The 21,999-nt window shown below is 50.6% G+C and carries 18 protein-coding genes, 1 tRNA gene and 1 other RNA gene; 4 read left to right on the forward strand and 16 right to left on the reverse strand.

Translation table 11 applies throughout. The annotated features are described in order from the left end of the window. Nucleotides 1-607: 607 nt before the first annotated feature. From LDN30_RS04310 to LDN30_RS04345, 8 genes are all read right to left on the reverse strand, one after another. The gene (locus LDN30_RS04310) at nucleotides 608-1,789 is read right to left on the reverse strand and encodes an ISAs1 family transposase (RefSeq protein WP_306421494.1); all 1,182 of its coding nucleotides are present in this window, start codon (nucleotides 1,787-1,789) and stop codon (nucleotides 608-610) included. 383 nt (nucleotides 1,790-2,172) lie between these two features. Further along, nucleotides 2,173-3,624 carry an MBOAT family O-acyltransferase gene (locus tag LDN30_RS04315; protein ID WP_373316539.1) on the reverse strand — a complete coding sequence of 484 codons (1,452 nt, stop codon included), beginning with the start codon at nucleotides 3,622-3,624 and terminating at the stop codon, nucleotides 2,173-2,175. Between the two features lie 128 nt (nucleotides 3,625-3,752). Beyond that, nucleotides 3,753-4,562 carry an SGNH/GDSL hydrolase family protein gene (locus tag LDN30_RS04320; protein ID WP_223928790.1) on the reverse strand — a complete coding sequence of 270 codons (810 nt, stop codon included), beginning with the start codon at nucleotides 4,560-4,562 and terminating at the stop codon, nucleotides 3,753-3,755. Nucleotides 4,563-4,568: 6 nt separating this feature from the next. Next, nucleotides 4,569-5,336, reverse strand: coding sequence for an exodeoxyribonuclease III (locus LDN30_RS04325; protein WP_223928791.1), 768 nt, complete (start codon nucleotides 5,334-5,336; stop codon nucleotides 4,569-4,571). A 63-nt stretch (nucleotides 5,337-5,399) separates the two neighbouring features. Continuing rightward, a complete protein-coding gene (gene folE / locus LDN30_RS04330) occupies nucleotides 5,400-5,993 on the reverse strand; it encodes a GTP cyclohydrolase I FolE (RefSeq protein ID WP_223925662.1) in 594 nt (197 codons plus the stop codon). 10 nt (nucleotides 5,994-6,003) lie between these two features. After that, nucleotides 6,004-6,600 carry an SPOR domain-containing protein gene (locus tag LDN30_RS04335; protein ID WP_223928792.1) on the reverse strand — a complete coding sequence of 199 codons (597 nt, stop codon included), beginning with the start codon at nucleotides 6,598-6,600 and terminating at the stop codon, nucleotides 6,004-6,006. A gap of 93 nt (nucleotides 6,601-6,693) precedes the next feature. Further along, nucleotides 6,694-8,805, reverse strand: coding sequence for a BT_3928 family protein (locus tag LDN30_RS04340; protein WP_223929430.1), 2,112 nt, complete (start codon nucleotides 8,803-8,805; stop codon nucleotides 6,694-6,696). Nucleotides 8,806-8,812: 7 nt separating this feature from the next. Continuing rightward, nucleotides 8,813-9,394 (reverse strand): DUF1599 domain-containing protein, encoded by a 582-nt coding sequence (locus tag LDN30_RS04345; protein ID WP_223928793.1) that lies wholly within the window; start codon nucleotides 9,392-9,394, stop codon nucleotides 8,813-8,815. 345 nt (nucleotides 9,395-9,739) lie between these two features. Between LDN30_RS04345 and LDN30_RS04350 the strand changes: the two genes are divergently transcribed. Further along, complete coding sequence (locus LDN30_RS04350; protein WP_223925666.1) at nucleotides 9,740-11,206, forward strand: CCA tRNA nucleotidyltransferase; 1,467 nt, start codon at nucleotides 9,740-9,742, stop codon at nucleotides 11,204-11,206. 238 nt (nucleotides 11,207-11,444) lie between these two features. On the opposite strand, the gene LDN30_RS04355 is transcribed toward LDN30_RS04350, so the two are convergent. Beyond that, nucleotides 11,445-12,914 (reverse strand): Do family serine endopeptidase, encoded by a 1,470-nt coding sequence (locus LDN30_RS04355; protein ID WP_223928794.1) that lies wholly within the window; start codon nucleotides 12,912-12,914, stop codon nucleotides 11,445-11,447. 508 nt (nucleotides 12,915-13,422) lie between these two features. On the opposite strand from LDN30_RS04355, the gene rnpB reads away from it, so the two are divergent. From rnpB to LDN30_RS04370, 3 genes are all read left to right on the forward strand, one after another. Continuing rightward, an RNA gene (rnpB, locus tag LDN30_RS04360) (RNase P RNA component class A) lies at nucleotides 13,423-13,808 on the forward strand. Between the two features lie 43 nt (nucleotides 13,809-13,851). Further along, nucleotides 13,852-14,301 carry a hypothetical protein gene (locus tag LDN30_RS04365; RefSeq protein ID WP_223928795.1) on the forward strand — a complete coding sequence of 150 codons (450 nt, stop codon included), beginning with the start codon at nucleotides 13,852-13,854 and terminating at the stop codon, nucleotides 14,299-14,301. Nucleotides 14,302-14,349: 48 nt separating this feature from the next. Continuing rightward, nucleotides 14,350-14,757: a YkvA family protein gene (locus LDN30_RS04370; protein ID WP_223925669.1), complete on the forward strand. Its 408-nt coding sequence runs from the start codon at nucleotides 14,350-14,352 to the stop codon at nucleotides 14,755-14,757. 710 nt (nucleotides 14,758-15,467) lie between these two features. Here the strand turns inward: LDN30_RS04370 and LDN30_RS04375 are convergent. The 7 genes from LDN30_RS04375 to LDN30_RS04405 form a co-directional block, all read right to left on the reverse strand. Beyond that, nucleotides 15,468-15,538 (reverse strand) — tRNA-Cys (locus LDN30_RS04375). A gap of 237 nt (nucleotides 15,539-15,775) precedes the next feature. After that, nucleotides 15,776-16,546 carry a tRNA (guanosine(46)-N7)-methyltransferase TrmB gene (trmB, locus tag LDN30_RS04380; protein WP_223928796.1) on the reverse strand — a complete coding sequence of 257 codons (771 nt, stop codon included), beginning with the start codon at nucleotides 16,544-16,546 and terminating at the stop codon, nucleotides 15,776-15,778. A 192-nt stretch (nucleotides 16,547-16,738) separates the two neighbouring features. Continuing rightward, nucleotides 16,739-17,431 carry a DUF975 family protein gene (locus tag LDN30_RS04385; protein WP_223928797.1) on the reverse strand — a complete coding sequence of 231 codons (693 nt, stop codon included), beginning with the start codon at nucleotides 17,429-17,431 and terminating at the stop codon, nucleotides 16,739-16,741. Nucleotides 17,432-17,589: 158 nt separating this feature from the next. Beyond that, nucleotides 17,590-18,606, reverse strand: coding sequence for a branched-chain amino acid aminotransferase (locus LDN30_RS04390; RefSeq protein WP_223928798.1), 1,017 nt, complete (start codon nucleotides 18,604-18,606; stop codon nucleotides 17,590-17,592). A 107-nt stretch (nucleotides 18,607-18,713) separates the two neighbouring features. After that, complete coding sequence (xseB, locus tag LDN30_RS04395) at nucleotides 18,714-18,914, reverse strand: exodeoxyribonuclease VII small subunit (protein ID WP_223925672.1); 201 nt, start codon at nucleotides 18,912-18,914, stop codon at nucleotides 18,714-18,716. Next, nucleotides 18,911-20,206, reverse strand: a complete 1,296-nt coding sequence (gene xseA, locus LDN30_RS04400) for an exodeoxyribonuclease VII large subunit (RefSeq protein WP_223928799.1) — start codon at nucleotides 20,204-20,206, stop codon at nucleotides 18,911-18,913. The genes xseB and xseA overlap by 4 nt, the downstream gene beginning before the upstream one ends. A 3-nt stretch (nucleotides 20,207-20,209) precedes the next feature. Next, nucleotides 20,210-21,697 (reverse strand): S8 family peptidase, encoded by a 1,488-nt coding sequence (locus LDN30_RS04405; RefSeq protein ID WP_223928800.1) that lies wholly within the window; start codon nucleotides 21,695-21,697, stop codon nucleotides 20,210-20,212. Between the last annotated feature and the right edge of the window lie 302 nt (nucleotides 21,698-21,999).

Genomic DNA, 21,999 nt, shown 5'->3' on the forward strand with positions numbered 1-21,999 from the left:
GGGATTTTTTTATGTCTTGTCGGTGGCAAGGGAAAAGAGAAGAATTTATAGTTCTTACGGTAGTCAACATTATTACTGATAAGTCGGGATAGATAATTGAATACTGGCAACAGAATGTAAAAATAAATCATATTGCTCTGTGTTTTGTTCCGCCTTTGTACGGCGTTGATTATCAATGGCTTACCAATACATGCCATTTTGCGTTCTAAAACTGTCCGTTTTAGGATGCAAAACGGTCCGTTTCGCAGGCTGAAATGGGCCGTTTCGCAAGCCGAAATGGTATGTTTGGAAAAGGTGTAAAAATAATTCAATATCGGTTTGTTGTTGCGTTGACCTTTCCAGAGCTATATGGATGATTGATAAAGCAGCATGCTATTGATTAATCTTTGCACCCATAGAATTAATCAATAAACCTCAACTTTGTAACTGTCTGGCTACGGTTCTTTCATTTAAATTTAGACTGACATGGCATGATTGTTGCTCAGTCTCCGCTTTACCGCAGAAATGCTATTTGTAGTAAAGGTCTGATGACCAATGGATAAAGTATCCCCTACCCAAGCTGGATGTAGCTTAGGGCTTATTATATATCCCTCAAAATTAACGACCTCTACAGACTGAGAAGAGAAATAGCATAGGCCAAGCTGTTCTTGGCGTAAGATGCAATGGCTGAGAACTTGACTTTAAAGAGTTCTTTCCTCTTTCTGATGGTCTCTGGCAGGTGCTTTTTGGAGGCTATGGTGTAGATGATATAAACAAGCTTCTGGATCGAGTCCAAGTTTCTGGCCGACTTTGTTTCTTTTCTCTTTGTGCGGTCCTGGCGCATTCTTGCATCCAGCGTCCAATGGAGATTGTTCTCGATTCCCCAGTGCATGCGGCTGATTCGATCCAAAGTCTGTGCCCTTTCTTCCAAACTGGTTATATAGTACCTCGTCTGTTTTTGTTCCGTTCCGCTTTTCTTTTCAATCGTATGCGTGTCTATGGCAATCACAGCCTTGACATTGAGGAATTTTTCAAGCGCCTTGATACCGGATATGTCTGAATATACACGGCATCGGCGTTGGTACAGCCTCCCGTGGGCAAGTTCCCACTCCGTCTTCCATTCGTCGTTAGGATGCAGCGTAGGCACAGCGTCCTCTACCGACCATCTTGCTGCTTTCTGGTTGGCTTTCAGCGCAATAAGATAGTCAGCTCCCTTCCCGACGATGCCTTTGATGATAGAACTTTGGCACGACATGGCATCCGCAGTTATAACGCATCCATTCATGTAGTCAGCCCGCTCTATGATTTTGGGCACAGCCTTTATCTCATTGCTTTTCACCTCACACATTTCAGTGTCAAGCGGCAACCGGTCGGTCACGCTGAAAGCAGTCACAACATCAGGAGAGCGTCCGTCGCCAATTTTCGTACCCAGCATGAACTTGCCGTCAATTGCAATGTGCCGTCTGTTTGCTCCATCATGCTCCGACACGTATTTTCGTGATAATGTCGAAACCAAAGAGGCCAAAGTAATGTCGTCGATTCCACCTTCCATCCTGCAAAGTGTGGGCTCGGACGGACATCCCTTAGCAAGAATGCCGAGGTGGTCTTGCAAGTAGCTCAAATGGATCGTTCCAAAGGCCACAATGTCCTTGCGAGTCTCGCAGCCGCATGCCCTGGCCAAAATAACCAGCAGAAGCATGTCGGACAACTTGTGTTTACAGTTGCCTTTGTTCATCCTACGATAATCTGGTACTGAGTGGATAAAATTTAACAAATCTCGGCTCAGCAAATGCGGTTTTTCAACCGCCAAACTCTTAATCCCTTATAGGGAAGAAAAAGTTGCATCCGAGATGATAAAAGTGCGTAATTGTTTGGTTATTAGCTAATTATTTTGTATCTTTGCAGTGTAAAAAGAAGAGGGGGCACAAAGTGCACTAATCGCACAAATACCATAAACCCCCTCTTCAAAAATAAAAATATATGACAAAAGGTATTAAGAGCCTGGCGGTTGAGAAACCGCCTTCGGGCGTTTGTGCCTATCGTCACATTCATTTAAACGGATTACATTGTGACATATTGTCTTCTATGTCGGCTTAAATGAAAGAGCCCTTACTGTCTGGCTAAACCTCGACTGCAAGACACTGGCAATAACCTAAACATTGAAGTTCCTTTAGATGGGCTAAGGGCCGTATCTTAAAATTGAGTGTAGATGAATGGCTGCACATTGAGGCTGCTGAAGTTGATGACTAACTGTACTGTAGCAGCGAATATCACAAACTTTACGTACCATGGCAGGGCCGCAAAGCGGTTCTTCAGCCAGTTGTAGTCGTCGTGGCGGATGCTGTGTAGCTCCAGGCCGAGGGCAACGATGAGCAGCCATAGTGGTCGGGCTATGGCGAAAGCTATGAGATCGTGGATGTTGAGATCGGTAAACATCCTTGAAATCATTGTTATAGCAGTAGGGAGACTGTCGGCGCGGAAGAATATCCACGATATGCAGATGAATGTGAACATCAGCGTCCAGCATATTATTCTTACGAAAAGCGTGTTCGGGATTCTGTCGAGGAACAGCCGTTTGCCGACTTTGTGGGCTGCGAGGGCCGTTCCGTGTATTGCTCCCCAGACAACGAACATCCATGATGCTCCGTGCCACAGACCTGCAAGGAGCATCGTGAGGAAACCGTTGAGGCACGTACGTGCAAGGCCTTTGCGGTTGCCGCCAAGGGGTATGTAGAAGTAATCGCGGAACCATGTCGACAGGGCTATGTGCCAGCGGCGCCAGAACTCAGTGGGGTTGAGGCTCTGATACGGGAAGTTGAAGTTGTCGCGCAACTCTATACCCATCAGTGCCGCCAGACCGATGGCCATGTCGCTATAACCGGAGAAATCGCAGAAGATCTGAAGAGTGAATCCGATGGCGGCCATGAGGTTCTCGATGCCGGTGTAGGCCGTCGGGTCGTCGAAAACCCATGTGTTGAACTGTGCTATGTAGTCGGCGATAACGGCTTTCTTTATCAGTCCGACGATAATCAGGCAGAGTCCTATCGAAGGGTTGGCTTTCCCGGTTGTGGCTGTCGGCAGGCGGTGGCGCAACTGTGGTATGAGCACTTCGGCCCTTGTGATGGGACCGGCCATAAGCAGCGGGAAGAAGGTGAGATAGAAGAGATATTCGGGTAGGGGAGTCTCACTTGTGAATTTCCACTTGTATACGTCGATGCTATAGCTGATAGCCTGGAAAGTGTAGAATGATATTCCGACGGGAAGCAGCAGGTCGAGTGGGGCAAAGTTGGAATGTACGATGCTGTTGATCGTGGAGATGAAAAAATTGGTATATTTGAAGTAGAGGAGCGGAGCAAGGTCGACGATGATGATTACCGTCAGCCACAGACGGCGGAAGCGGTCGGAATGCATCATCTGCCGTGTCGACCACCAGGAGAAAATGGCCGTGGCCGGGAGAAGAACCATCAGCGGGCCGTTGGCTTTCCATGCAAAGAACAGGCTGAAGATGGTGACATAGGTGAGGATTAGTCGCCGGTGTGTTCTGCCGAGAGCTATATATATAATGTAGAAGATGACGAAGGCTGCGAAAAAAGACAGCGAGACGAATGACCAGTCCTTCTCGGGCTGTATCAGCAATCGCAATATTTTTTCGTAGTCGGGCAACAATCTTCTCTATATTTTTAGTTCCAAATGTGATGGCAGAAACGTCAGAACGTGGATGTAATGATGTGACCGGATTAGAATCCGGCTTCATGTCAGCCGTGAGCGTGTATTCACTTAAAATACCGGCGGTGGCGTTCGGGATTGTCGGTGCCGGTGAATGCGCTGAAGGTGGTCTGGTAATAATCGGTGAACGTATGGCGGTATTTCTTCTGCGGGCGGCGCATGACGATGGGGTGTGATGTTTCTCCGGCTGTTCCCATCCACTGGGCCACGCGGTCCATCCATGAGTACGACGCGCTGACGGTGGGGTGGATGTGGTCGTTGCTCCGCTCAAGGGTGAGAGCTGACGAGTCGAAGAACCGCTTACGGCCTACGGCGGCAAGGATTGTAGAGTCCATGCCGGTGTCCTTCTTCCAGTTTGGTGGACTTATCCATACGTAGGGCTTTTGTCCTATTTTGCGGAGAATGGCCGAGATGTACTGCTTTCGGTCGGCGAGGTCGCGGACGAAGAGCTCGTTGCTGCCAAGGCATATTATGAAGAATGTGGGATGGTATCGTTGGATGTATGTGTCGAGCAGATTACTCTCGGCGAACGACTGTGTCGTGGCGCTGAACCATGTTATGCTGTACAACTTATGGCCGTTGGCCTGACAGTATTCGTCAAGACGGTAGAAGAGTCCGCTCGTCATGGAGTCGCCGAAGAAGAGAACGGTCTGTCGGGTGGTGTCGACACGGGATGCTCCGTTGTCGCGGTCGGGGGTGTCGGCAACCGCCGTAGTGTCGTGCATCAGCTGACTGAGGTCCAGCTTCTTAAACTTGAATCCATTGACCGTGAGCTCATTGCTGCCGCTGACGGCATAGATAATTGCCGCTACCAGCGTCAGCACTAAAATCGCCCATATCTTCAGCCGCTCCTGCATCAGCTGCTATCTCAAATCGAGTTCGACAGGACAGTGGTCGCTGCCCATGACATCGGTGAGAATCTTGGCATCGGTGAGGCGGTCGGCGAGTCGGTCGCTGATGAGGAAGTAGTCGATGCGCCAGCCTGCATTCTTCTCGCGGGCATGGAAACGGTACGACCACCAGCTGTAGGTCACCTGCTCAGGATAGAGCTTCCGGAACGTGTCGGTGAACCCGTTGTCAAGCAACTGGGTCATCTTCTCACGCTCGGCATCGGTGAATCCGGCGTTCTTGTGGTTGCTTGACGGATTCTTGATGTCTATCTCCTCGTGGGCAACGTTCATGTCGCCACATACAATGACAGGTTTCTTCTTGTCGAGGGAGTGGAGGTAGGACTGGAAATCGGTTTCCCACTGCATGCGGTAGTCAAGACGGCGGGGCAGACCGCCTTTCTCTTCAGCGTTCTGTGAGTTTGGCGTATATACGCAAACGAGATAAAAATCTTCCATCTCGAGGGTGATAACGCGGCCTTCGTGGTCGTGCTCGTCGATGCCTATGCCGTTGGTTACCGACAGTGGGTGATGTTTGGTGAATATGGCCGTGCCGGAGTAGCCTTTGCGGTCGGCATAGTTCCAGTATGACTCGTAGCCGGGGAAACTGAGGTCGAGTTGGCCCTCCTGCATCTTCGTCTCCTGAAGACAGAAGAAGTCGGCATCGAGGCTGGTGAAGGTGTCCTCGAATCCTTTTTTCACTACGGCCCTGAGTCCGTTGACGTTCCAAGATATAAACTTCATGATCTATGTCTTTTTTCGGAATGATATTATAGTCGGGGTGTTTTGCCTTCATGTTACTACCCCTCAGATGCGTTTGCTCTCGCCTCTGAGAAGGTTCATGAATTCGTTTCTGGTTTTCAGCGACTCGAATACGCCGCTGTATGCACTTGTCGTCGTGATGGAGTTTTGCTTTTCCACACCGCGCATCTGCATGCACATGTGTTTGGCCTCAATGACTACCATGACGCCCTGAGGCTTCAGCGTGTCGTTGATGCATTCCATTATCTGCTCGGTGAGACGCTCCTGCACTTGCAGCCGGTGCGAGAAGATGTCGACGACACGTGCTATCTTGCTCAGTCCGGTTATGAAACCGTTCGGAATGTAAGCCACATGCACTTTTCCGTAGAATGGCAGCATGTGGTGTTCGCACATAGAGAAGAAGTCGATGTCCTTGACAATGACCATCTGGTTGTATTTCTCCTCAAAGAGGGCATCGGTAAGCACCTTTCTCGGGTCCTGAGTATAGCCACGGGTAAGTATCTGCATGGCTTTCGCCACCCGCATGGGGGTTTTCTGTAGTCCTTCTCGGTCTGGATTCTCACCCAACAGCGAGAGAATGCTTTTGTAGTGTTTCGCAAGTTCGTCAAGTCCCTCGCGGAATTCTGTTTCTGGATTCATTGTTGTTTTTTTAGAATATATCTTCGTCGTCAACGTATTCCACATCCCTCACGGTTATAGTGGAACGTATAATGATGGCACCCTTGTAGCCTACCTTTCTTATCTGTCGCAGAGCCCCGAGGGCGGAGTTATACGTCCGGAAGTTTCCTACCCTGCAACTCCACCGTGGACTGTAGAAGTGTACGTAAACGGGTTGTGACGGCAGCACCGACTTTACGCGCTGTCCGGCCCTTTCGGCTTCTTGTCTTGCCACGCGTGTGTTTCCTCCGGAATAGACCTGGATGCGGAATCCTTTCTCGTGGTGTATGCCGGTAGTGACCTTTGTCTTGGTCTCAGCAAGTTCTTCGGGAGTTTTCTTCCTTACCTTTATCTTCCTGAGAACCATCTTCATGCGTCTGCCTCCGGTAGGATTCGCCGGTGCTTCCGGTGGCTCCGGCACTGTCGGTCTGGACTCAGTCGCAGGCTTTTTGGTCTTCTTTGGTGTCTGCTTTGCAGCCGGCTTGTTGTTTATCTGTGCGTCGATATCGGCACCATGTCCTACCGATTGCGCATTGCAGGGTGCCAGAGCCAGCAGCATGAAAGCTAATGTTATAAGGAATAATCTCATATAATGGAATAAACGGGGGGTGCGCCCGTGATGAAGTGATGTTCGCTTCCGGCACACCCCACGTGTGATTTTTTTTGAAAGACTAAAGTAATCTTACTTCTTCCATGCGTCGATGATGCCCTTGAAGTCGGCAGCTTTCAGTGAAGCTCCACCAATCAGACCACCGTCGATGTCGGGTTTTGCGAAGAGCTCCGGTGCATTTCCGGGCTTGCAGCTGCCACCATAGAGGATTGTGGTGTCGTCGGCAGCCTCCTTGCCGTACTTGTCGGCAACGATAGAACGGATGTAAGCGAGCATCTCCTCGGCCTGGTCAGCAGTAGCGGTCTTGCCGGTTCCGATGGCCCAGATGGGCTCGTAGGCGAGAACGATGTTCTTCCATTCCTCAGCACTGAGGTTGAAGACGCTTCCGTCGAGCTCAGCCTTTACGACCTCGTTCTGCTTGTTGGCCTCGCGCTCCTCGAGAGTTTCGCCGCAGCAGAAGATTACTTTCAGACCGTTCTTCAGAGCGAGCTGCACCTTGTCCTTAAGGATTTCGGCAGTCTCGTGGTAGTACTGACGACGCTCAGAGTGGCCGAGGATGACATACTGTGCACCTGTCGACTTTACCATCTCAGCACTGACCTCACCAGTGTAAGCACCTTTCTCCTTGTCGGCGCAGTTTTCTGCTCCGAGGGCTACGACATTCTGGTCGAGCACCTGTGCAACACTTGCGAGGTGGATGAATGGTGTGCAGATGATAACACCGCAGTTTGGCTTGTCTGCTTTCAGTGTCTCGTTAATCTCTTTGGCCAAAGCCACTCCGTCCTGCAGGTTCATGTTCATTTTCCAGTTGCCTGCTACAATTTTCTTTCTCATTTTCTTTTTGTTAATTAGTTGATATAATTTGTTAGATGTTTCCTTTTCCTTTACCCATTTTGTCCAAGCCCACAACCTGTCGGCAATAATCAGCAATGCCAACGGAAGGATAAACCAGACGACGATTCGTGCAGCCTTCTTGGGTGTTGTGTCGTTGTCGGGATGCCCAATTTCGAGCTTTTCGAGACGTCCGTTGATCTGGTCGGCTGATGGTAAGTCGTTATGGCTCCATTTTCTTATTATCGTTCCGTCCTTCAGAAGGAGCATTCCCGGGTTACTTCTGATGATGGTCTGGAGCGTCGTTCCGTCGGTGATATAGAACGGATACTCAGCCCCGGTAATATCGCGCCAGTGGTTTATGCCCTCCCCGTCGCTGGCCGTGATCCCATAAAAGTGGTAACCATTCTCTTCCGCATACTCGTAAATCTGGTCTATATCGCCGAAATTGGAGTCGTCGGCCTTCTCGAGGTAGGGGGCGATGAGCAGGAATGTGTATCCCTTGGCGGTAATAACATTCTGCGTGATGTCCTCTCCTGTTGCGGCATCCGTTATCGAGAAGTCGTGGATGGGGGGCTCGTAGCCTTTCTCTATCTCCACAGTTTTCACGTCCTTGTCGGGATCTTTAAGCACCCACGCGGTATCGTTGAACGGATAGTTGTTCTCGTCGAATTCCTTTCTTACCCCATTCTTCTCAAGAATATATGTCGTCTTGAACTTAGGCTGCTTAGCTCCGGGCGGAATCTCCATGTCTTTCTTTATGTTCACGCCGACGTGATAGGGACGAAAATCGAACTGCGGCAGATGGTACAGACTCCATAATGAGCTGATTATTATGAACAGTATGGTGTAGTTGATGGCTATCCACTGGTTCGGCCGTGATATGAACCTCACCATTTTCAGTGGCCACCGTGCCACCACCGCAGCGGCAGCGAGCAAGACGATGTTCTTTCCCAGTGTCTGCCAGTTGGTCAGATGTATCGCGTCGCCGAAGCAACCGCAGTCCGGAATGGGGTTGCCGACAGCCAGCCACACCGTGATGAGCGTCATTAAGCTCATGAATATGAGGATGATCCGCGACACTTGCCGCCGCCTAATGGCCAGCAGCATGAATATTCCGAGCGAGAACTCCAGGGCAGCCAACAGCACTGATGCAGCGAGAGTGACGTAGCCGGGCAGCACTCCTTCCAGTCCGACGGCTCCGAGATAGTCGTCAATCTTATATTGTGTGCCTAATGGGTCGATGGCCTTGACGTAACCTGAGAACACGAACGTCGCCCCCAAGAGCAGCCGGCACACGCCAACTCCCAAGACTCCCAACGCTGAAAGTATTCCAGATGTCTTTTTCGTCATCGACATATTATTTCTTTGCATCTGAAATTGCAGCGGTGCTGTCGTCGCTGAGCCTGATGACCCCGAAGACGGAGTAGTTGATAATATCCATGTAGTTGGATGCTATACCCTCGCTGACCGTCGTTTTGCCATCATTGTCCTCTATTTCCTTTATCCGTTCTATCTTTGTGAGAATCAAGTCGGTGTAGCTGCTTACCCTCATATCGCGCCACGCCTCTCCGTAGTCGTGGTTTTTGCGCAGCATAAGGTCGTAAGTCTCTGTCGCATAGCCGTCGTAGAGCTTCATGGCCTCGTCCGGTTCCATATCGACATGGTCGGCAAATCCGCGGTCGAGCTGTATTAGCCCGACGATGCCATAGTTGACCAGAGCCATGAAATCGGACTTCATCGTGTCGCCGACGAGGCTTTTCCGGGTTATCTCGTAGCTGCGTATGTTCTTGGCTTTGATGAAAAGCTGGTCGGTGAGCGTCGTGGGGCGCATTATTCTCCACGAAGCCCCATAGTCTTTCAGCTTCCCTGCGAAAACTGTCCGACATTCCGTCATAGCCCGTTTGAATTCTTTCTCGGTCTTTTCTGTATTTAGTGACATTTCTTTAAGTTCTGTATTTCTCTTTGCGCAAATCCGCTCTTCCTTTGAAGCACGTAATCATCTCCCTATGAGGTGGTTGTTCCACGCTTTTGAAGAGAATATCTCAATCAGTTGCAAAAATACAGAAATTAGTTGGATTGACAAAGAAAAAAGCCGAAATAGTGGTCCTCAACAGATGTATTTCGGACGTGGAAAACCGAGAAATTGTCCGGAATAGCCGAATCAAGACTCCTTTCTTATACCTTCTTGCTGTCATATCCGCCAATGGTTTGCTTAATAAAGGACTTTTTTCTTTGTTATCTTTGAATTTAGCATTACCTTTGCACTCCAAAACAAAAAACGAATATGAGAGACCTATCCGACGCCCAGCTGGCGCAACTCCTCGATAAAGATATTTTCCATCTTATTTCAGCATCGGCCGACAAGCTCGGTCTTGAGTGCTATGTAGTAGGCGGTTACGTCCGCGACCTGTTCCTTGAACGTCCATCCAACGACATCGACGTTGTCGTTGTGGGCAGTGGCATTCAGGTGGCATCAGAGCTAAAGAAAGCTTTAGGAAAGAAAGCCCACCTGTCGGTATTCCGCAATTTCGGCACAGCTCAGGTGAAATACCATAACCACGAAGTGGAGTTTGTCGGTGCCCGAAAGGAGAGCTACAGCCACGACAGCCGCAAACCCGTTGTCGAGGATGGCACCTTGGAGGACGACCAGAACCGTCGCGACTTCACTATCAACGCATTAGCCGTGTGCCTGAATAAGGACCGCTTCGGCGAACTTGTCGATCCCTTCGACGGTGTCGGCGATTTGTGGGACGGAATCATCCGTACCCCTCTCGATCCAGACATTACCTTCGACGACGACCCTCTGCGTATGATGCGCTGCATCCGTTTCGCCACTCAGCTGAACTTCTTCATTGAGGACGAGACCTTCGACGCTATTGAGCGCAATGCCGACCGCATCGGCATCGTCAGCGGTGAGCGCATCGTCGACGAGCTGAACAAGATTATGCTCTGCCGACGCCCCAGCAAGGGCTTTGTCGACCTACAGCGCTCTGGCCTTCTGCAACGTATCATCCCCGAGCTGACGGCTCTCGACATCGTTGAGACCCGCAACGGACGGGCCCATAAGAACAATTTCTACCACACACTTGAAGTCCTCGACAACGTCTGCAAGGCTCAGGAAAAATCCATAGCCTCCGACGGGAACGGTCACGACAGCGGGCCTAACGTGTGGCTGCGGTGGGCAGCACTCTTCCACGACATCGGCAAGACCAAGAGCAAGCGTTGGGACCCGGCCATCGGCTGGACCTTCCACAACCACAATATCATCGGCGCGAAAATGATTCCAGGTATCTTCCGACGGATGAAACTGCCGATGGACGCCAAGATGAAATACGTTCAGAAACTTGTGAATCTCCACATGCGGCCCATAGCCATTGCCGACGACGAGGTCACCGACTCAGCCGTGCGCAGGCTTATGAATGATGCCGGCGATGACATTGATGACCTCATGACCCTCTGCGAGGCCGATATTACGAGCAAGAACGAGGTGAGGAAGAAACGTTTCCTCGAGAATTTCCGTGTTGTCCGCGAGAAACTCACCGACCTCAAGGAGAAAGACTACAAGCGGCTCCTTCAGCCCTGCATCGACGGCAATGAGATTATGGAGATGTTTCACCTCAAACCCTCACCCGTTGTGGGTCAGCTCAAGCAGACTCTCAAGGACGCAGTACTCGACAACAAGGTCCCCAACGAGCGCGAGCCCCTCATGAATCTGCTCATGGCTAAGGCTAAGGAGTGCGGCCTCGTTTAGCCTTTTGCCGGTTTCGGTGCCCTTACTGACGATTACAGATGCTAGAAAATGAGAATTTCAACTGCCCTAACAGGGGATTTCAAATGTCCGGATAATCGTTTCGGAAGAACTTAATAACGGAATAAATTACTCCTGATTATCAGATAGTTACATTAATATTCAAAAACGAAAAAGGCTCTGCGCGGATTCCATTCCGCACAGAGCCTTTTCTCGATTATATTGTTTCGTTTATCTCATCCTACTCCGACAGAGGCACAGCGAAGTAAGCTTTCTTTCCTGAAGGATAGATGCCCGAGATGTAGAGCACCGGTTCCTTACTTGTCGAGGCACTCTTGACGAGTTTCTGGAGTTCGTCGATGCTGTTGACATTCTCGTCGTTGACCTTCTGGATGATGAATCCGCGGTTGATGCCGGCATCCTTCAGCGCACCGTTGTTAACCTTCAGAACCTCAAGACCATAGCTGATGTTGAGCTGTTTCTTCTGAGCCTCGGTGATAGGACGGAACTGACCGCCGAGCACATCGATGTCGGCTTGCTCTATAACCTTTGTCGTTCCCTGAGCGTTCTTCAGCACAATAGTCTTTGTTATCGGCTTCTTGTTGCGCAGATAAGTGATTGTAGCCTTGTCGCCCGGACGTTTCGCGTTGATGGCAGCCTGGAGCTCCGACATCTTCTCAATCTTCTTTCCGTCGAGCTGAGTGATGACATCACCCTTCTGCAGTCCGGCCTCAGCACCGTTGCCGTCGGGATCGACAGAAGCGATGTAGACTCCCTCGTTAGTTCCGAGGTCTACATCCTTGCCGTTGTCCTTTTGCGAGTTGATGTAGTTGATAACATCATTACCCGAAACACCGAGCATTACACGCTGAACGCTGCCATACTTCTTTATATCATCGACCACCTTCGTCATGATACTGGTAGGAATGGCGAATCCATAGCCGCTGTATGAGCCCGTCTGCGAGTAGAGCATGGCGTTGATACCCACGAGTTCACCTTTCGTATTGACCAGTGCACCACCCGAGTTTCCCGGGTTGATGGCGGCATCGGTCTGGATGAAGCTCTCGATACCGTTAGGTGTGGCTCCGAGACCGCGTGCCTTAGCGCTGACGATACCAGCAGTGACGGTGGAGTTGAGGTTGTATGGGTTGCCCACAGCGATGACCCACTCGCCGACCTTCAGGTTGTCGGAGTTTCCTATTGGCAGTGTCGGCAGGTTCTTGGCGTCGACTTTTATCAGCGCCAGGTCGGTCTGCTTGTCAGTTCCAATGATGCGTGCCGAGAATTCGCGGTTGTCGTTGAGCGTGACGGTGAGCTCGTCGGCACCCTCCACCACGTGGTTGTTGGTGACGATATATCCGTCGCTCGATATTATCACGCCCGAGCCCGTAGCCTCACGCTTAGGAGTCTGGACGCGCTGCTTGCGTGTTCCGCCCTGGCCCTGTTCAGGACTGCCGAAGAATCCGAACGGATCGAAGAAGTCGCCGAAGGGATCGTCCTGCACGTCGATGGTCTTTGTCTTTGAGTTCTGCACATATTTAATATGTACAACAGCCGGAATAGCCTTCTCGGCGGCATAAGTGAGATCGACAGGCTGACCGGCTTCGGCCACCTGTGGCTGGGCCGCAAACACTTTAATTGCCGTAGCCGAAGAGAGAGTCAGCGCTATGGCGCAAGCACCTCCCATAACATACTTTGATAAATTGCTCATGATTAATATCTTTTATCTTATTATTTATTATTCCACTTTTTGTTTAATGTGATGCGCCTCAGCGCCCTTCAACTTAAAACGTGGTGCAAATATAAGCGCAAAAAATGTAAATCTGACAATTTGTCTGTTCTATTTATTCCCTTTTAACAATCCGATTTAACATTTTAAACGCTCTTAATTGCTTGCCGATATTTTTTTACATTCGTTCAAACTGACTTCTTTCAACATTCTGATACCAGCCGTTCCCGGTCACGTACTCGCTTTTCGGTTTATTTTCTTGTTTTCTTTCCTCCCGGCTATCCACCCGAACCTTGAGGTTACGGCATCCGTTTGCGAGCTCTGAATGTTCCTTCCGACAGTCCGTCAGCCAATCCTTCAGTCTGCCAATAATTCCTTTTTATCAATTATCAGCATGCGGGCGCGAAGTAGCCCCAATCCTTAAAAACTCAAAAACTTTCAATACTTTTTTGTTTTTTCGTCACCTTTGTATTAACTTTGTAGTTTGAAAGCAGTGTCCCGGCTCTGCCGCTGGCGTCACACGTTGATGCGAGAGGAAAGTCCGGGCAGCACAGGGCACTCCACTTCCGAAAATAGAAGCTGCCGGCGACGGTAGGAAACGCAGAAGAAAACAACCGCCTTGCTTCGGCGAGGTAAGGGTGAGAAGGTGGTGTAAGAGACCACCAGCAGACGGGCGATCGTCTGGCTGTGCAATCTGGGGGCTGCAAGTTCATGTATACCATCGGTCGAGGGCTGCCCGTCCGAGAGCTTAGGGCTCACGATGGAGGGTAGAATGCTGGAGCCGTGGGGCGACCTACGGAGTAGATAAATGGCAGGCACCGCACTTGCCGAGAGGCTCTTGCGGAACGGAACCCGGCTTATAGGGGCTCTGCTTTCGTTTTTTTTATTATCAGCTTTTTAATGGAAGGGTTTATAACTTATGAGTGATTACATGTTCAAACTCCAGAATCAGGATATGATTGCGGAGAACACTAACGACTTCCAGCATAAGGTCGAGAGGCTCATCCGCGACCATGAGGGTGAGGCTGGTTTTCCTCTGCTTGAGGAGTTTCAGTTGGTAAAGGACGACATCGACGACTATCTCTTCGACCGTCAGGCCATCCTCGACAGCAAGGGCACGGAGCGCAGCCGTTACACCATTGCCGGTTTCCTCATTGCGCTGCCGGTCATCGTCATGTCGGCATTCCCCGAGGAGGATCTGCCATGGGGCGGATGGAGCATCATCGTGGCCGTGGCCATCGGTGTGGGCCTCTTTCTGCTCTACCTCGGAATACAGAAAGCCATCATAAACATGCGGCTCAACCGTCTGAACTCAAGCAATCCCGGCGCGCGCGACTATGTCGAGAAGGTGTTAGCCTTCGACGAGTGACGGCTTGCGGGAGCAGATATCCTTTTTTGTTTCTATTATAAAAGATGTATGGAACTACCTGATTTCTTAAAGTACGGGGATAAATATTCGAGCGAGGGATTCGTCGACAAGATTTCCCGAATAGCAAAGCGCTCCGGCGCCAAGTTGGTCTATGTGGCCATGATTCTCTACTATACGCTTCAGAGCGACAAGGTGCCGGTGAAGGATAAGGCTCTGATTATTGGTGCCTTGGGCTATCTCATCAGTCCGCTCGATGTTGTTCCCGATGCTATTCCCATTGCCGGACTCGGCGACGACCTCGCTGTGCTGATGTATGTCGTCCACAAAGTGTGGGGCGATGTCAGCGACGATGTCAAGCAGAAGGCTCACTCGAAGCTTGCCAAGTGGTTCGATGAGGACGAACAGGCATCGGCAGAGGATATCTTCGAGGATAATCCTAAAGATGCCCCGGTCTGATCGTCATCACGACTTCCCTCTGTTTCGCACAGAAAAGCCGTTCGCACTCTTGCGTGTACCTCAGTCCGTGGCCTCCCGATGAGGCTGCGTTCTGTTGTCGTCACGGTGCGGGCTCCACTCCGGACGCAGTACTCCAAAAATGCTACTGGAGGAGAATAATAAATCCGAAATTTCTTTACAGCATTCCAATACATGCCATTTCGGCTTGCGAAACGGTCCATTTCAGCCTGCGAAATGGACCGTTTTGCGTCCTGAAACGGACCGTTTCGCAACGCAAAACGGCATGTATTTGTAAGTTGCTGAATGTTAGTGCGATAGAGAAACGATTCAAAATTACTATTAGTCTGAATTATTCTTACACTTCGTTTCTCCTATTTGGTAAAGCCATAGGGTGCGCTGTAGCCTAAGAATTTTGGTAATAGATATTGTTAGTCGGTTGCAGATAGCCGCTACCGCTCGCTTGATGCTCACGGTACCTAACCTTACATGTCCGCCACTTTAGCGGTAGCAATCGGCCTCTGCATAAGTTAATGGCTTATCCTTATCTTATGGTCACAGATTGCCGTTGCTCTCATACCCTTCGACTGACAGCCCTGTCGGGGCTTTCTGTAGCAATAAGAACCCGCTGGTTGTATTCAGTGAACTTCAAATCAATGTAGTCAAGGGAAATGAAAAAAGGTTGATAAACAATCGTTTACCAACCTTCTTAGAGGTGCGTGGCGGAGTCGAACCGCCTTGAACGGTTTTGCAGACCGTTACCTAACCGTTCGGACAACGCACCGTGCCCGATGTTCATCGGTTTATTTGCGGATGCAAAGGTACTCTTTTTGTTTGGAATGACCAAATTTTTCGCTTACTTTTTTGTCTTTTTTTCTTATGCTCTCTTTTGACCTTGTTGTGCTGGTAGTCCTGACAGAGTTGTTTTCTGCTTCCGATACCCAATAAAATGACTTCTGATATCCCACTAACGCCAATGTTACCAATGAGCATGTTTCTGTTCTTGCTGACGGCAGGAAAATCACTTGGCTTTGTCGAGGCTGCTGCGCTTTACGCGCTTATAGCTGCGGTAGTTGTCGAGCTCTATCTCAACATCCGGCTCCACGAGTTCGCCTGTGTGGGGGAGTTCAAACTTCATGTATTTTATGTTCAGACCCCGCTCTATCCATTGATTCTCGTAGTAGGTGTGGATACCGAGAATCTCACGTGTGCGGTCGTCGAGACCATTGGTGTGATAGAGGTCCTCGGTACATAGCAGCACTGGCAGGTGGTTCTTCTCGACCATATACTTAGTATAGGTGAAGAGGAAGTTGGAGTCGGTCTTCAGATGCACGAGTCCGTTGTCGATGAGGAAGTGGCGGTAGCGGTTCATGAAGAATGTGGAGGTGAGCCGCTTGTGGACATTCTTCATCTGCGGATCGGAGAAAGTGAGCCATATTTCCTCCACCTCGTCTGGTCCGAAGAAGCGGTCGATGATTTCGATACTTGTTCGCAGGAACGCTACATTGGTGAGGTTCTCCTCTAAGGCCTGCTTTGCTCCAGTATAGATGCGGGCCCCCTTGATGTCGACGCCAATGAAGTTGATATTGGGATAGATGCGCGCAAGGCCGACGGTGTATTCGCCTTTTCCGCAGCCCAACTCGAGAATTATGGGGTTGGAGTTGTGGAAATATTCCTCGCGCCAGTGGCCTTTCATGTCGAACGGCACCTCGCTGATGACTGAAAATGGATACTGGAAGACATTCTTAAATGTCTCCATCTCGGCGAATTTCTGTAGTTTTCCCTTGCTCATATTATGCTTTTGGTGTAGCTTTCTTGTTGTTTTCGTATGTTGGCATGGCACCTGCGGCGAGTCCAAATCTGCTTGTTCTCATCTCCTTATATGTCATGCTATTGTTAAATTGTGGTGCAAAGTAAACGAAAAAGCGGAAGTTGTGCAACCTCCGCTTGATATTTTAGTATTGATTAACTCTTCCGGAACTGACTATTGCACCTCCTCAAAGTCGGGTCCGGCTCCAAAGCTCTCATTGCCGTCGGCATCGTCATAGTCGTTAATCAGGTCGCGGTAGAAGGCTGCGTGAGCCGTGGTATTATAGGGCTGGAGGAGCAGAACGCCCAGTCCAAGGGTTAGCATGCAGAGCAGTGCCCATCCTATCATGCTGAGATCGAGGAGGAAGAGCTGCATCTTATGACCCTTCATCAGCTTCATACTCAGCTCTATAGCCTCGTTGTTCTTCATCGTAGGATTGTCCTTGAGGACGAATGGTGTCATGCAGTAAGAATAGCTCTTGACTACGCCGGGGATAAAGAGCAGCAAGGCCCACAGCACCGTGTAGATTTGTACGAGAAGCAATGTAGTGAAAATTCGCTTGTAATCGTTGAATCCATCGAAGAGCTGGCTGATGCTCAGACCCTTTCCGCGCGACAGATTGAGGAAGTTGGCCGCTAATCCGAATTCGAGCGGCAACAGGCTAAGGCCTGCAACATTCACTATGGTGTTTGACAGCGCTTCCCTGGATGCTTCGCTGCCGGAAGGAAAAACACCGACGAAAAACCCAATTGCAAAGATTATTCCACAATAAGTAAGGATGTAGACGAAAGTTACGAGGGCACCCTGTCCCCAGTTGTTGTTAAGCGATTCCAAGGCCATGTCCTTGTACTCCGAAATGGTTCTCATTTTTGTCGTTGTATTAAGTTGTTGGTATTTTGTTCTAAGTAGGTTTCTATCAGATAGTTAACCAACGAAAAAGGCCTTGCGCCCGAATGCACTGATGTGTCGTTTTGGGGGTGCTGAGGCCTTTTTCTGTTATGGTTTATGTAGTCTCATGACCGGCTTTAGTCGATGACGACCGTTGTCCATCCGTGCTTATCCTCTATGGTACCGTACTGGATACCGCGGAGAGTGTTGTACAGCTTTGTCGACCATGGTCCGGGCTTGTCGCCAAACTTGTACTTAACACCGGTGTCGAGGTCGTCGAGTTCTGAAATTGGTGAGATGACGGCAGCAGTGCCGCAGGCTCCGGCCTCCTCGAATGTAGGCAGCTCGTCGACGGGAACGGGACGGCGCTCAACGGTCAGTCCGAGGTCCTCAGCAATCTGCATAAGACTCTTGTTGGTGATTGACGGCAGGATACTTGTCGACTTCGGGGTTATATAAGTGTTGTTCTTGATGCCGAAGAAGTTGGCTGCGCCACACTCGTCGACATATTTCTTCTCCTTGGAGTCGAGATAGAACTCTGAGCCATAGCCCTTAGAGGCGGCGATGGTGTGAGCCTTGAGGGATGCCGCATAGTTGCCGCCGACCTTGTATATGCCGGTGCCGAGAGGTGCTGCGCGGTCGTAGTCGCGGATGATGGCATACTTGTTGCTCTGGAAACCGCCCTTGAAGTATGGGCCGACAGGAGTTACGAAGATCATGAAGAGATAGTCCTTCGACGGGTGTACGCCTACCTGTGCCGAGATACCTATCAGCAGCGGACGGATGTAAAGTGTGGCACCGCTCTCGTAGGTAGGGATATAATCCTGGTTGAGGCGCACGACCTTCTTCACCATCTCCTCAAACATCTCTGTAGGAACCTTAGGCATTACGATACCGTCGCAGGTGCTCTGCAGGCGAGCGGCATTGTCCTTGACGCGGAAAATACGGACCTTGCCGTCGGGACAGCGGTAGGCCTTCAGACCCTCGAAGGCCTCCTGACCATAGTGCAGGCATGTGGCTGCCATGTGCAGGTTGATGTACTCGTCGGAGCAGACCTCAATCTCGCCCCATTTTCCGTCACGATAGTAACAACGCACGTTGTAATCGGTCTTCATGTAACCGAAAGACAAGTTAGCCCAATCTAAATCTTTCATAATTATAATGTTTTGAATCTATGCTTCCTTTATAGTTAGTTGCAAAAGTACAAAACTTTCATGTATTCTGCAACATTATGGCTATAAAATCTACGAATGTTCAATAATTATTTGTCGGAATTGAGAATCTTCTGTATTTCCTCGTCGGTTTTCGTTAGCTTGTCCTTGCACAGTTTTATCAGTGTCTGGGCTCTTTTCAGCTCCGACGCCATTGAGTCGATGTCCATTTTTCCGCTTTCCATCCTCTCGGTTATCTCCTCGAGCTCAGCGATTGCTTTCTCGTATTTGAAGTTTTCGGTCTGTTTCATTTTACTGTTGATTTTATAGTTCCTGTTCTCAAGGTTGTTTCTATCGTGTCGCCGGCCTTCAGGGTGGCTGCGTCGTAGACTGCTTTGCCGTTGATGCGCGTTATGCTGTAGCCGTATTTCAGCATCCGCGCCGGGTCGAGGGCACGCAGCTGCAGCTCTAATTGCTTGAGGCGGTTGTGGCGGGTCTCCATCGTGTGGGCCGTAATGTTGCTCAGATTGCGGTCTAATGTGGCGAGTTCCATGCCACGGGCCTTGATGGTAGAGGTGGCGGCCGAGCATATCGAGATGTTGGCGCGCTGGAGCCGCATCTCCTCCTTGGCCCTGACGGTGGAGAAGAGTAGTGGAATCTGCTTTACGAGGCGGTCGAGACGCATGTGCTCGACGTCGAGGCTGTGGCTGACGCACCTCGCTATGCGCTTCTCGGCATCGGCTACGGCATCGTAGGTGGCGGCCAGGTTGTCGACGAGAAAGGCTGCCGCTGCCGTTGGCGTTTTCACCCTCGTGTTCGATACCATGTCGAGAATGCACTCGTCGCGGTCGTGGCCGATACCGGTGATGATGGGCAACGGAAAGTTGGCAACGTTCTCGGCGAGGGCAAGGGTGTCGAAACCGCTGAAGTCGGAGGTGCCTCCTCCGCCCCGGATGATGACCACGACGTCGAAATCGTCGGCACGGTCGTTGATCTTGTTCAGGGCCGCGATGACGCTCTCTTCGACGTGCTCGCCCTGCATGGTGGAGGCGAAGAGCTCGGTGTGGAAAATAAGGTGCAAACTGTTGTCGGCCAGCTGGTTGCAGAAGTCGCCGTAACCGGCTGCGGTGGCCGACGAGATGACGGCTATGCGCTGGGCGAACATCGGTATGCGGAGGTCCTTCTGGAGGTCGAAGACTCCTTCCTCCTTCAACTGCCGGATAATCTCCTGCCGTTTGCGTGCCATGTCGCCGAGGGTGAATTCCGGATTGATGTCGGTCACAATCCATGAGAAACCATACTGCTCGTGAAACTGAGGGTAGACTTTCAGCATGACCTTCATGCCGGCGTGGAGCTCCTGACCGGTGACGCGGATAAAGTAAGGCTTGATGGTCTGCCATGTGCTCCGCCAGCATTTTGCTGCCGCCCGTGCCAGGAGCATGGCCGAATTGTCGTCCTTCTGGATGAGCTCCATGTAGCAGTGACCGCGGTTCTCGCGGTATTCCGAGAGCTCGGCCTCAACCCAATATTCGCCCCTGAGGGTGGTCTCGATGGTCTCACGGACGAGAGAGTTCAGCTCGTATAGTGACAGGGCTTGTGGCATGGGCTACTGATTTTGACGGTGAACGTTGCACTGATGCTCCTTATCCTCTGTGGTACAAGTAGTTCTGCTGTTTCCGGAGGGTATCGCTTTAAGGCCAATCTGATATGCTTTCCAGAAGTCGGGAATGCCATATCCATATATATTGTCGGGGTGGTCGACGTTGTTTCCGGCCTTTCGCACGATGTCGATAATCTCCTTTGCGGTCTTGTCGGGCAGAGCCTGCCACAAGCATGCCACCATCCCGGCAATGCAGGGGCATGAGAACGATGTGCCGTTGTTATGCTGTATGGTGCCGTTGCCGCTGACAACCGATGTCGAACTGCCAATGGCCATGACGTCGGGCTTTACTCTTCCGTCGGCGGTGGGGCCTACCGACGAGAAGGGCGAGTTCAGCCCCTGGTATGTCATTGCCCCCACGGTGAGGATATTGTCGGCGTCGGCGGGGAAGTTGATGCGCTTCCAGGAACCCATACCGTCGTTGCCGGCGCTGTTGACGCATACGATGCCCTTGTCGGCTAACATCGATGCTGTGCGCGAGATGAGGGCCGTGTGGCCGTCCTGCTCCCAATAATGATGGTTGACGAGCGAGTCGTCGAAATGGTGGTAGCCGAGCGACGAGCTGATGATGTCGGCACCGATGCTGTCGGCATATTCGGCTGCCTCGGCCCAGTAGTCTTCCTCAACGATATTCTCCGACGAGTAGTCCTCTGAGCGGAGCAGGAGGTAGCTGGCCTCGGGGGCTGTGCCTACAAAGATGTTCGGCTGGTTCATGGCCATTGTCGAGAGCACCTTCGTACCATGGTCCATCTGCTTGTAAACCGTTGTGGGCGAGACGGCTACAAAATTCTGCGTTCCGATGATGTTGGCGTTGCTGAACGCCTTTATCTTGTCGACATTCATGTAGCCCGCATCGAGAACGGCTATCGTCATGCCCTTTCCGCGGAATCCGGCATCATGAAGCGGTATGCCGTTGATGGCCTCTATCTGTTTCTGGCCTTCGCCGTAGGGCATATTGCTCACCGTGCCCCAGCTCCCGAATTTTGACACTACCTCGTCACGGCCCTCGGGCTTGGATATGGAGTCTTTCGATTCCCATACTTTTAGAACTGATTTGACAAATGGCAACAGCCTCAGTCGCTCAAGCTCCTGACGGTTAGGGCCTTTGACGAGCAGAGTGTTGTTCCATTTGCTCTTGCCCACTACGCTCAGCCCGCGCTTGTCGATGGCATGGATGTAGTCGGGCGAGACGGGAAGGTCGGTTGAATCGATGGCGATGCCCTGACGGCGACGGCGTTCGACCGACTTCAGCGAGAGAAATTTCTCCGGCGATGTAATGGAGTAGGGGGTACCGGCTTTGTCCTTGAGGACAACGCGATATATGTAGCTCTTGCCGTAGGGATTGGGAATAATCTCTACAGAATAGCGCCTGTCGAAGGCTATGGCTGCGAGCCCTACTACCGAGAACAGAAGCAGAAGAAATAGTTTTCTCATTTTTATAAATTGTGGTTTTGCGTGCAAAGGTAATACTTTAAAATGAATTCCTTGCTTTTTAACAGCAAAAATGACGTGAGGAAATAATTCTTGGGATGTCCGTTGCGGTTTCGGCATGCATATCCGCACATTGTACATAGATCTTGTTTTGAACGTCTGGCTCATCAGGGTTGCAGTATAGAACGGCAGCAAAAGAGTCTGTGTCAATGCGGATGGAGTCGGAGAGAGATAGAAAACACAGGTCTATACCGCAATCTATACCACAAACTATACCACAAACTATACCCCTAAGATTTGGAATT

Source organism: Prevotella lacticifex (genome assembly GCF_019973375.1).
GTDB classification, from domain to species: domain Bacteria; phylum Bacteroidota; class Bacteroidia; order Bacteroidales; family Bacteroidaceae; genus Prevotella; species Prevotella lacticifex.

What these genes read in the sequence shown, in the direction of transcription:
- LDN30_RS04320 (WP_223928790.1), bottom strand. Translation starts at nt 4,562, where the DNA reads ATGCAGGAGCGGCTGAAGATATGGGCGATTTTAGTGCTGACGCTGGTA.
- LDN30_RS04325 (WP_223928791.1), bottom strand. Translation starts at nt 5,336, where the DNA reads ATGAAGTTTATATCTTGGAACGTCAACGGACTCAGGGCCGTAGTGAAA.
- folE (WP_223925662.1), bottom strand. Translation starts at nt 5,993, where the DNA reads ATGAATCCAGAAACAGAATTCCGCGAGGGACTTGACGAACTTGCGAAA.
- LDN30_RS04335 (WP_223928792.1), bottom strand. Translation starts at nt 6,600, where the DNA reads ATGAGATTATTCCTTATAACATTAGCTTTCATGCTGCTGGCTCTGGCA.
- LDN30_RS04340 (WP_223929430.1), bottom strand. Translation starts at nt 8,805, where the DNA reads ATGACGAAAAAGACATCTGGAATACTTTCAGCGTTGGGAGTCTTGGGA.
- LDN30_RS04345 (WP_223928793.1), bottom strand. Translation starts at nt 9,394, where the DNA reads ATGTCACTAAATACAGAAAAGACCGAGAAAGAATTCAAACGGGCTATG.
- LDN30_RS04350 (WP_223925666.1), top strand. Translation starts at nt 9,740, where the DNA reads ATGAGAGACCTATCCGACGCCCAGCTGGCGCAACTCCTCGATAAAGAT.
- LDN30_RS04355 (WP_223928794.1), bottom strand. Translation starts at nt 12,914, where the DNA reads ATGAGCAATTTATCAAAGTATGTTATGGGAGGTGCTTGCGCCATAGCG.
- LDN30_RS04365 (WP_223928795.1), top strand. Translation starts at nt 13,852, where the DNA reads ATGAGTGATTACATGTTCAAACTCCAGAATCAGGATATGATTGCGGAG.
- LDN30_RS04370 (WP_223925669.1), top strand. Translation starts at nt 14,350, where the DNA reads ATGGAACTACCTGATTTCTTAAAGTACGGGGATAAATATTCGAGCGAG.
- trmB (WP_223928796.1), bottom strand. Translation starts at nt 16,546, where the DNA reads ATGAGCAAGGGAAAACTACAGAAATTCGCCGAGATGGAGACATTTAAG.
- LDN30_RS04385 (WP_223928797.1), bottom strand. Translation starts at nt 17,431, where the DNA reads ATGAGAACCATTTCGGAGTACAAGGACATGGCCTTGGAATCGCTTAAC.
- LDN30_RS04390 (WP_223928798.1), bottom strand. Translation starts at nt 18,606, where the DNA reads ATGAAAGATTTAGATTGGGCTAACTTGTCTTTCGGTTACATGAAGACC.
- xseB (WP_223925672.1), bottom strand. Translation starts at nt 18,914, where the DNA reads ATGAAACAGACCGAAAACTTCAAATACGAGAAAGCAATCGCTGAGCTC.
- xseA (WP_223928799.1), bottom strand. Translation starts at nt 20,206, where the DNA reads ATGCCACAAGCCCTGTCACTATACGAGCTGAACTCTCTCGTCCGTGAG.
- LDN30_RS04405 (WP_223928800.1), bottom strand. Translation starts at nt 21,697, where the DNA reads ATGAGAAAACTATTTCTTCTGCTTCTGTTCTCGGTAGTAGGGCTCGCA.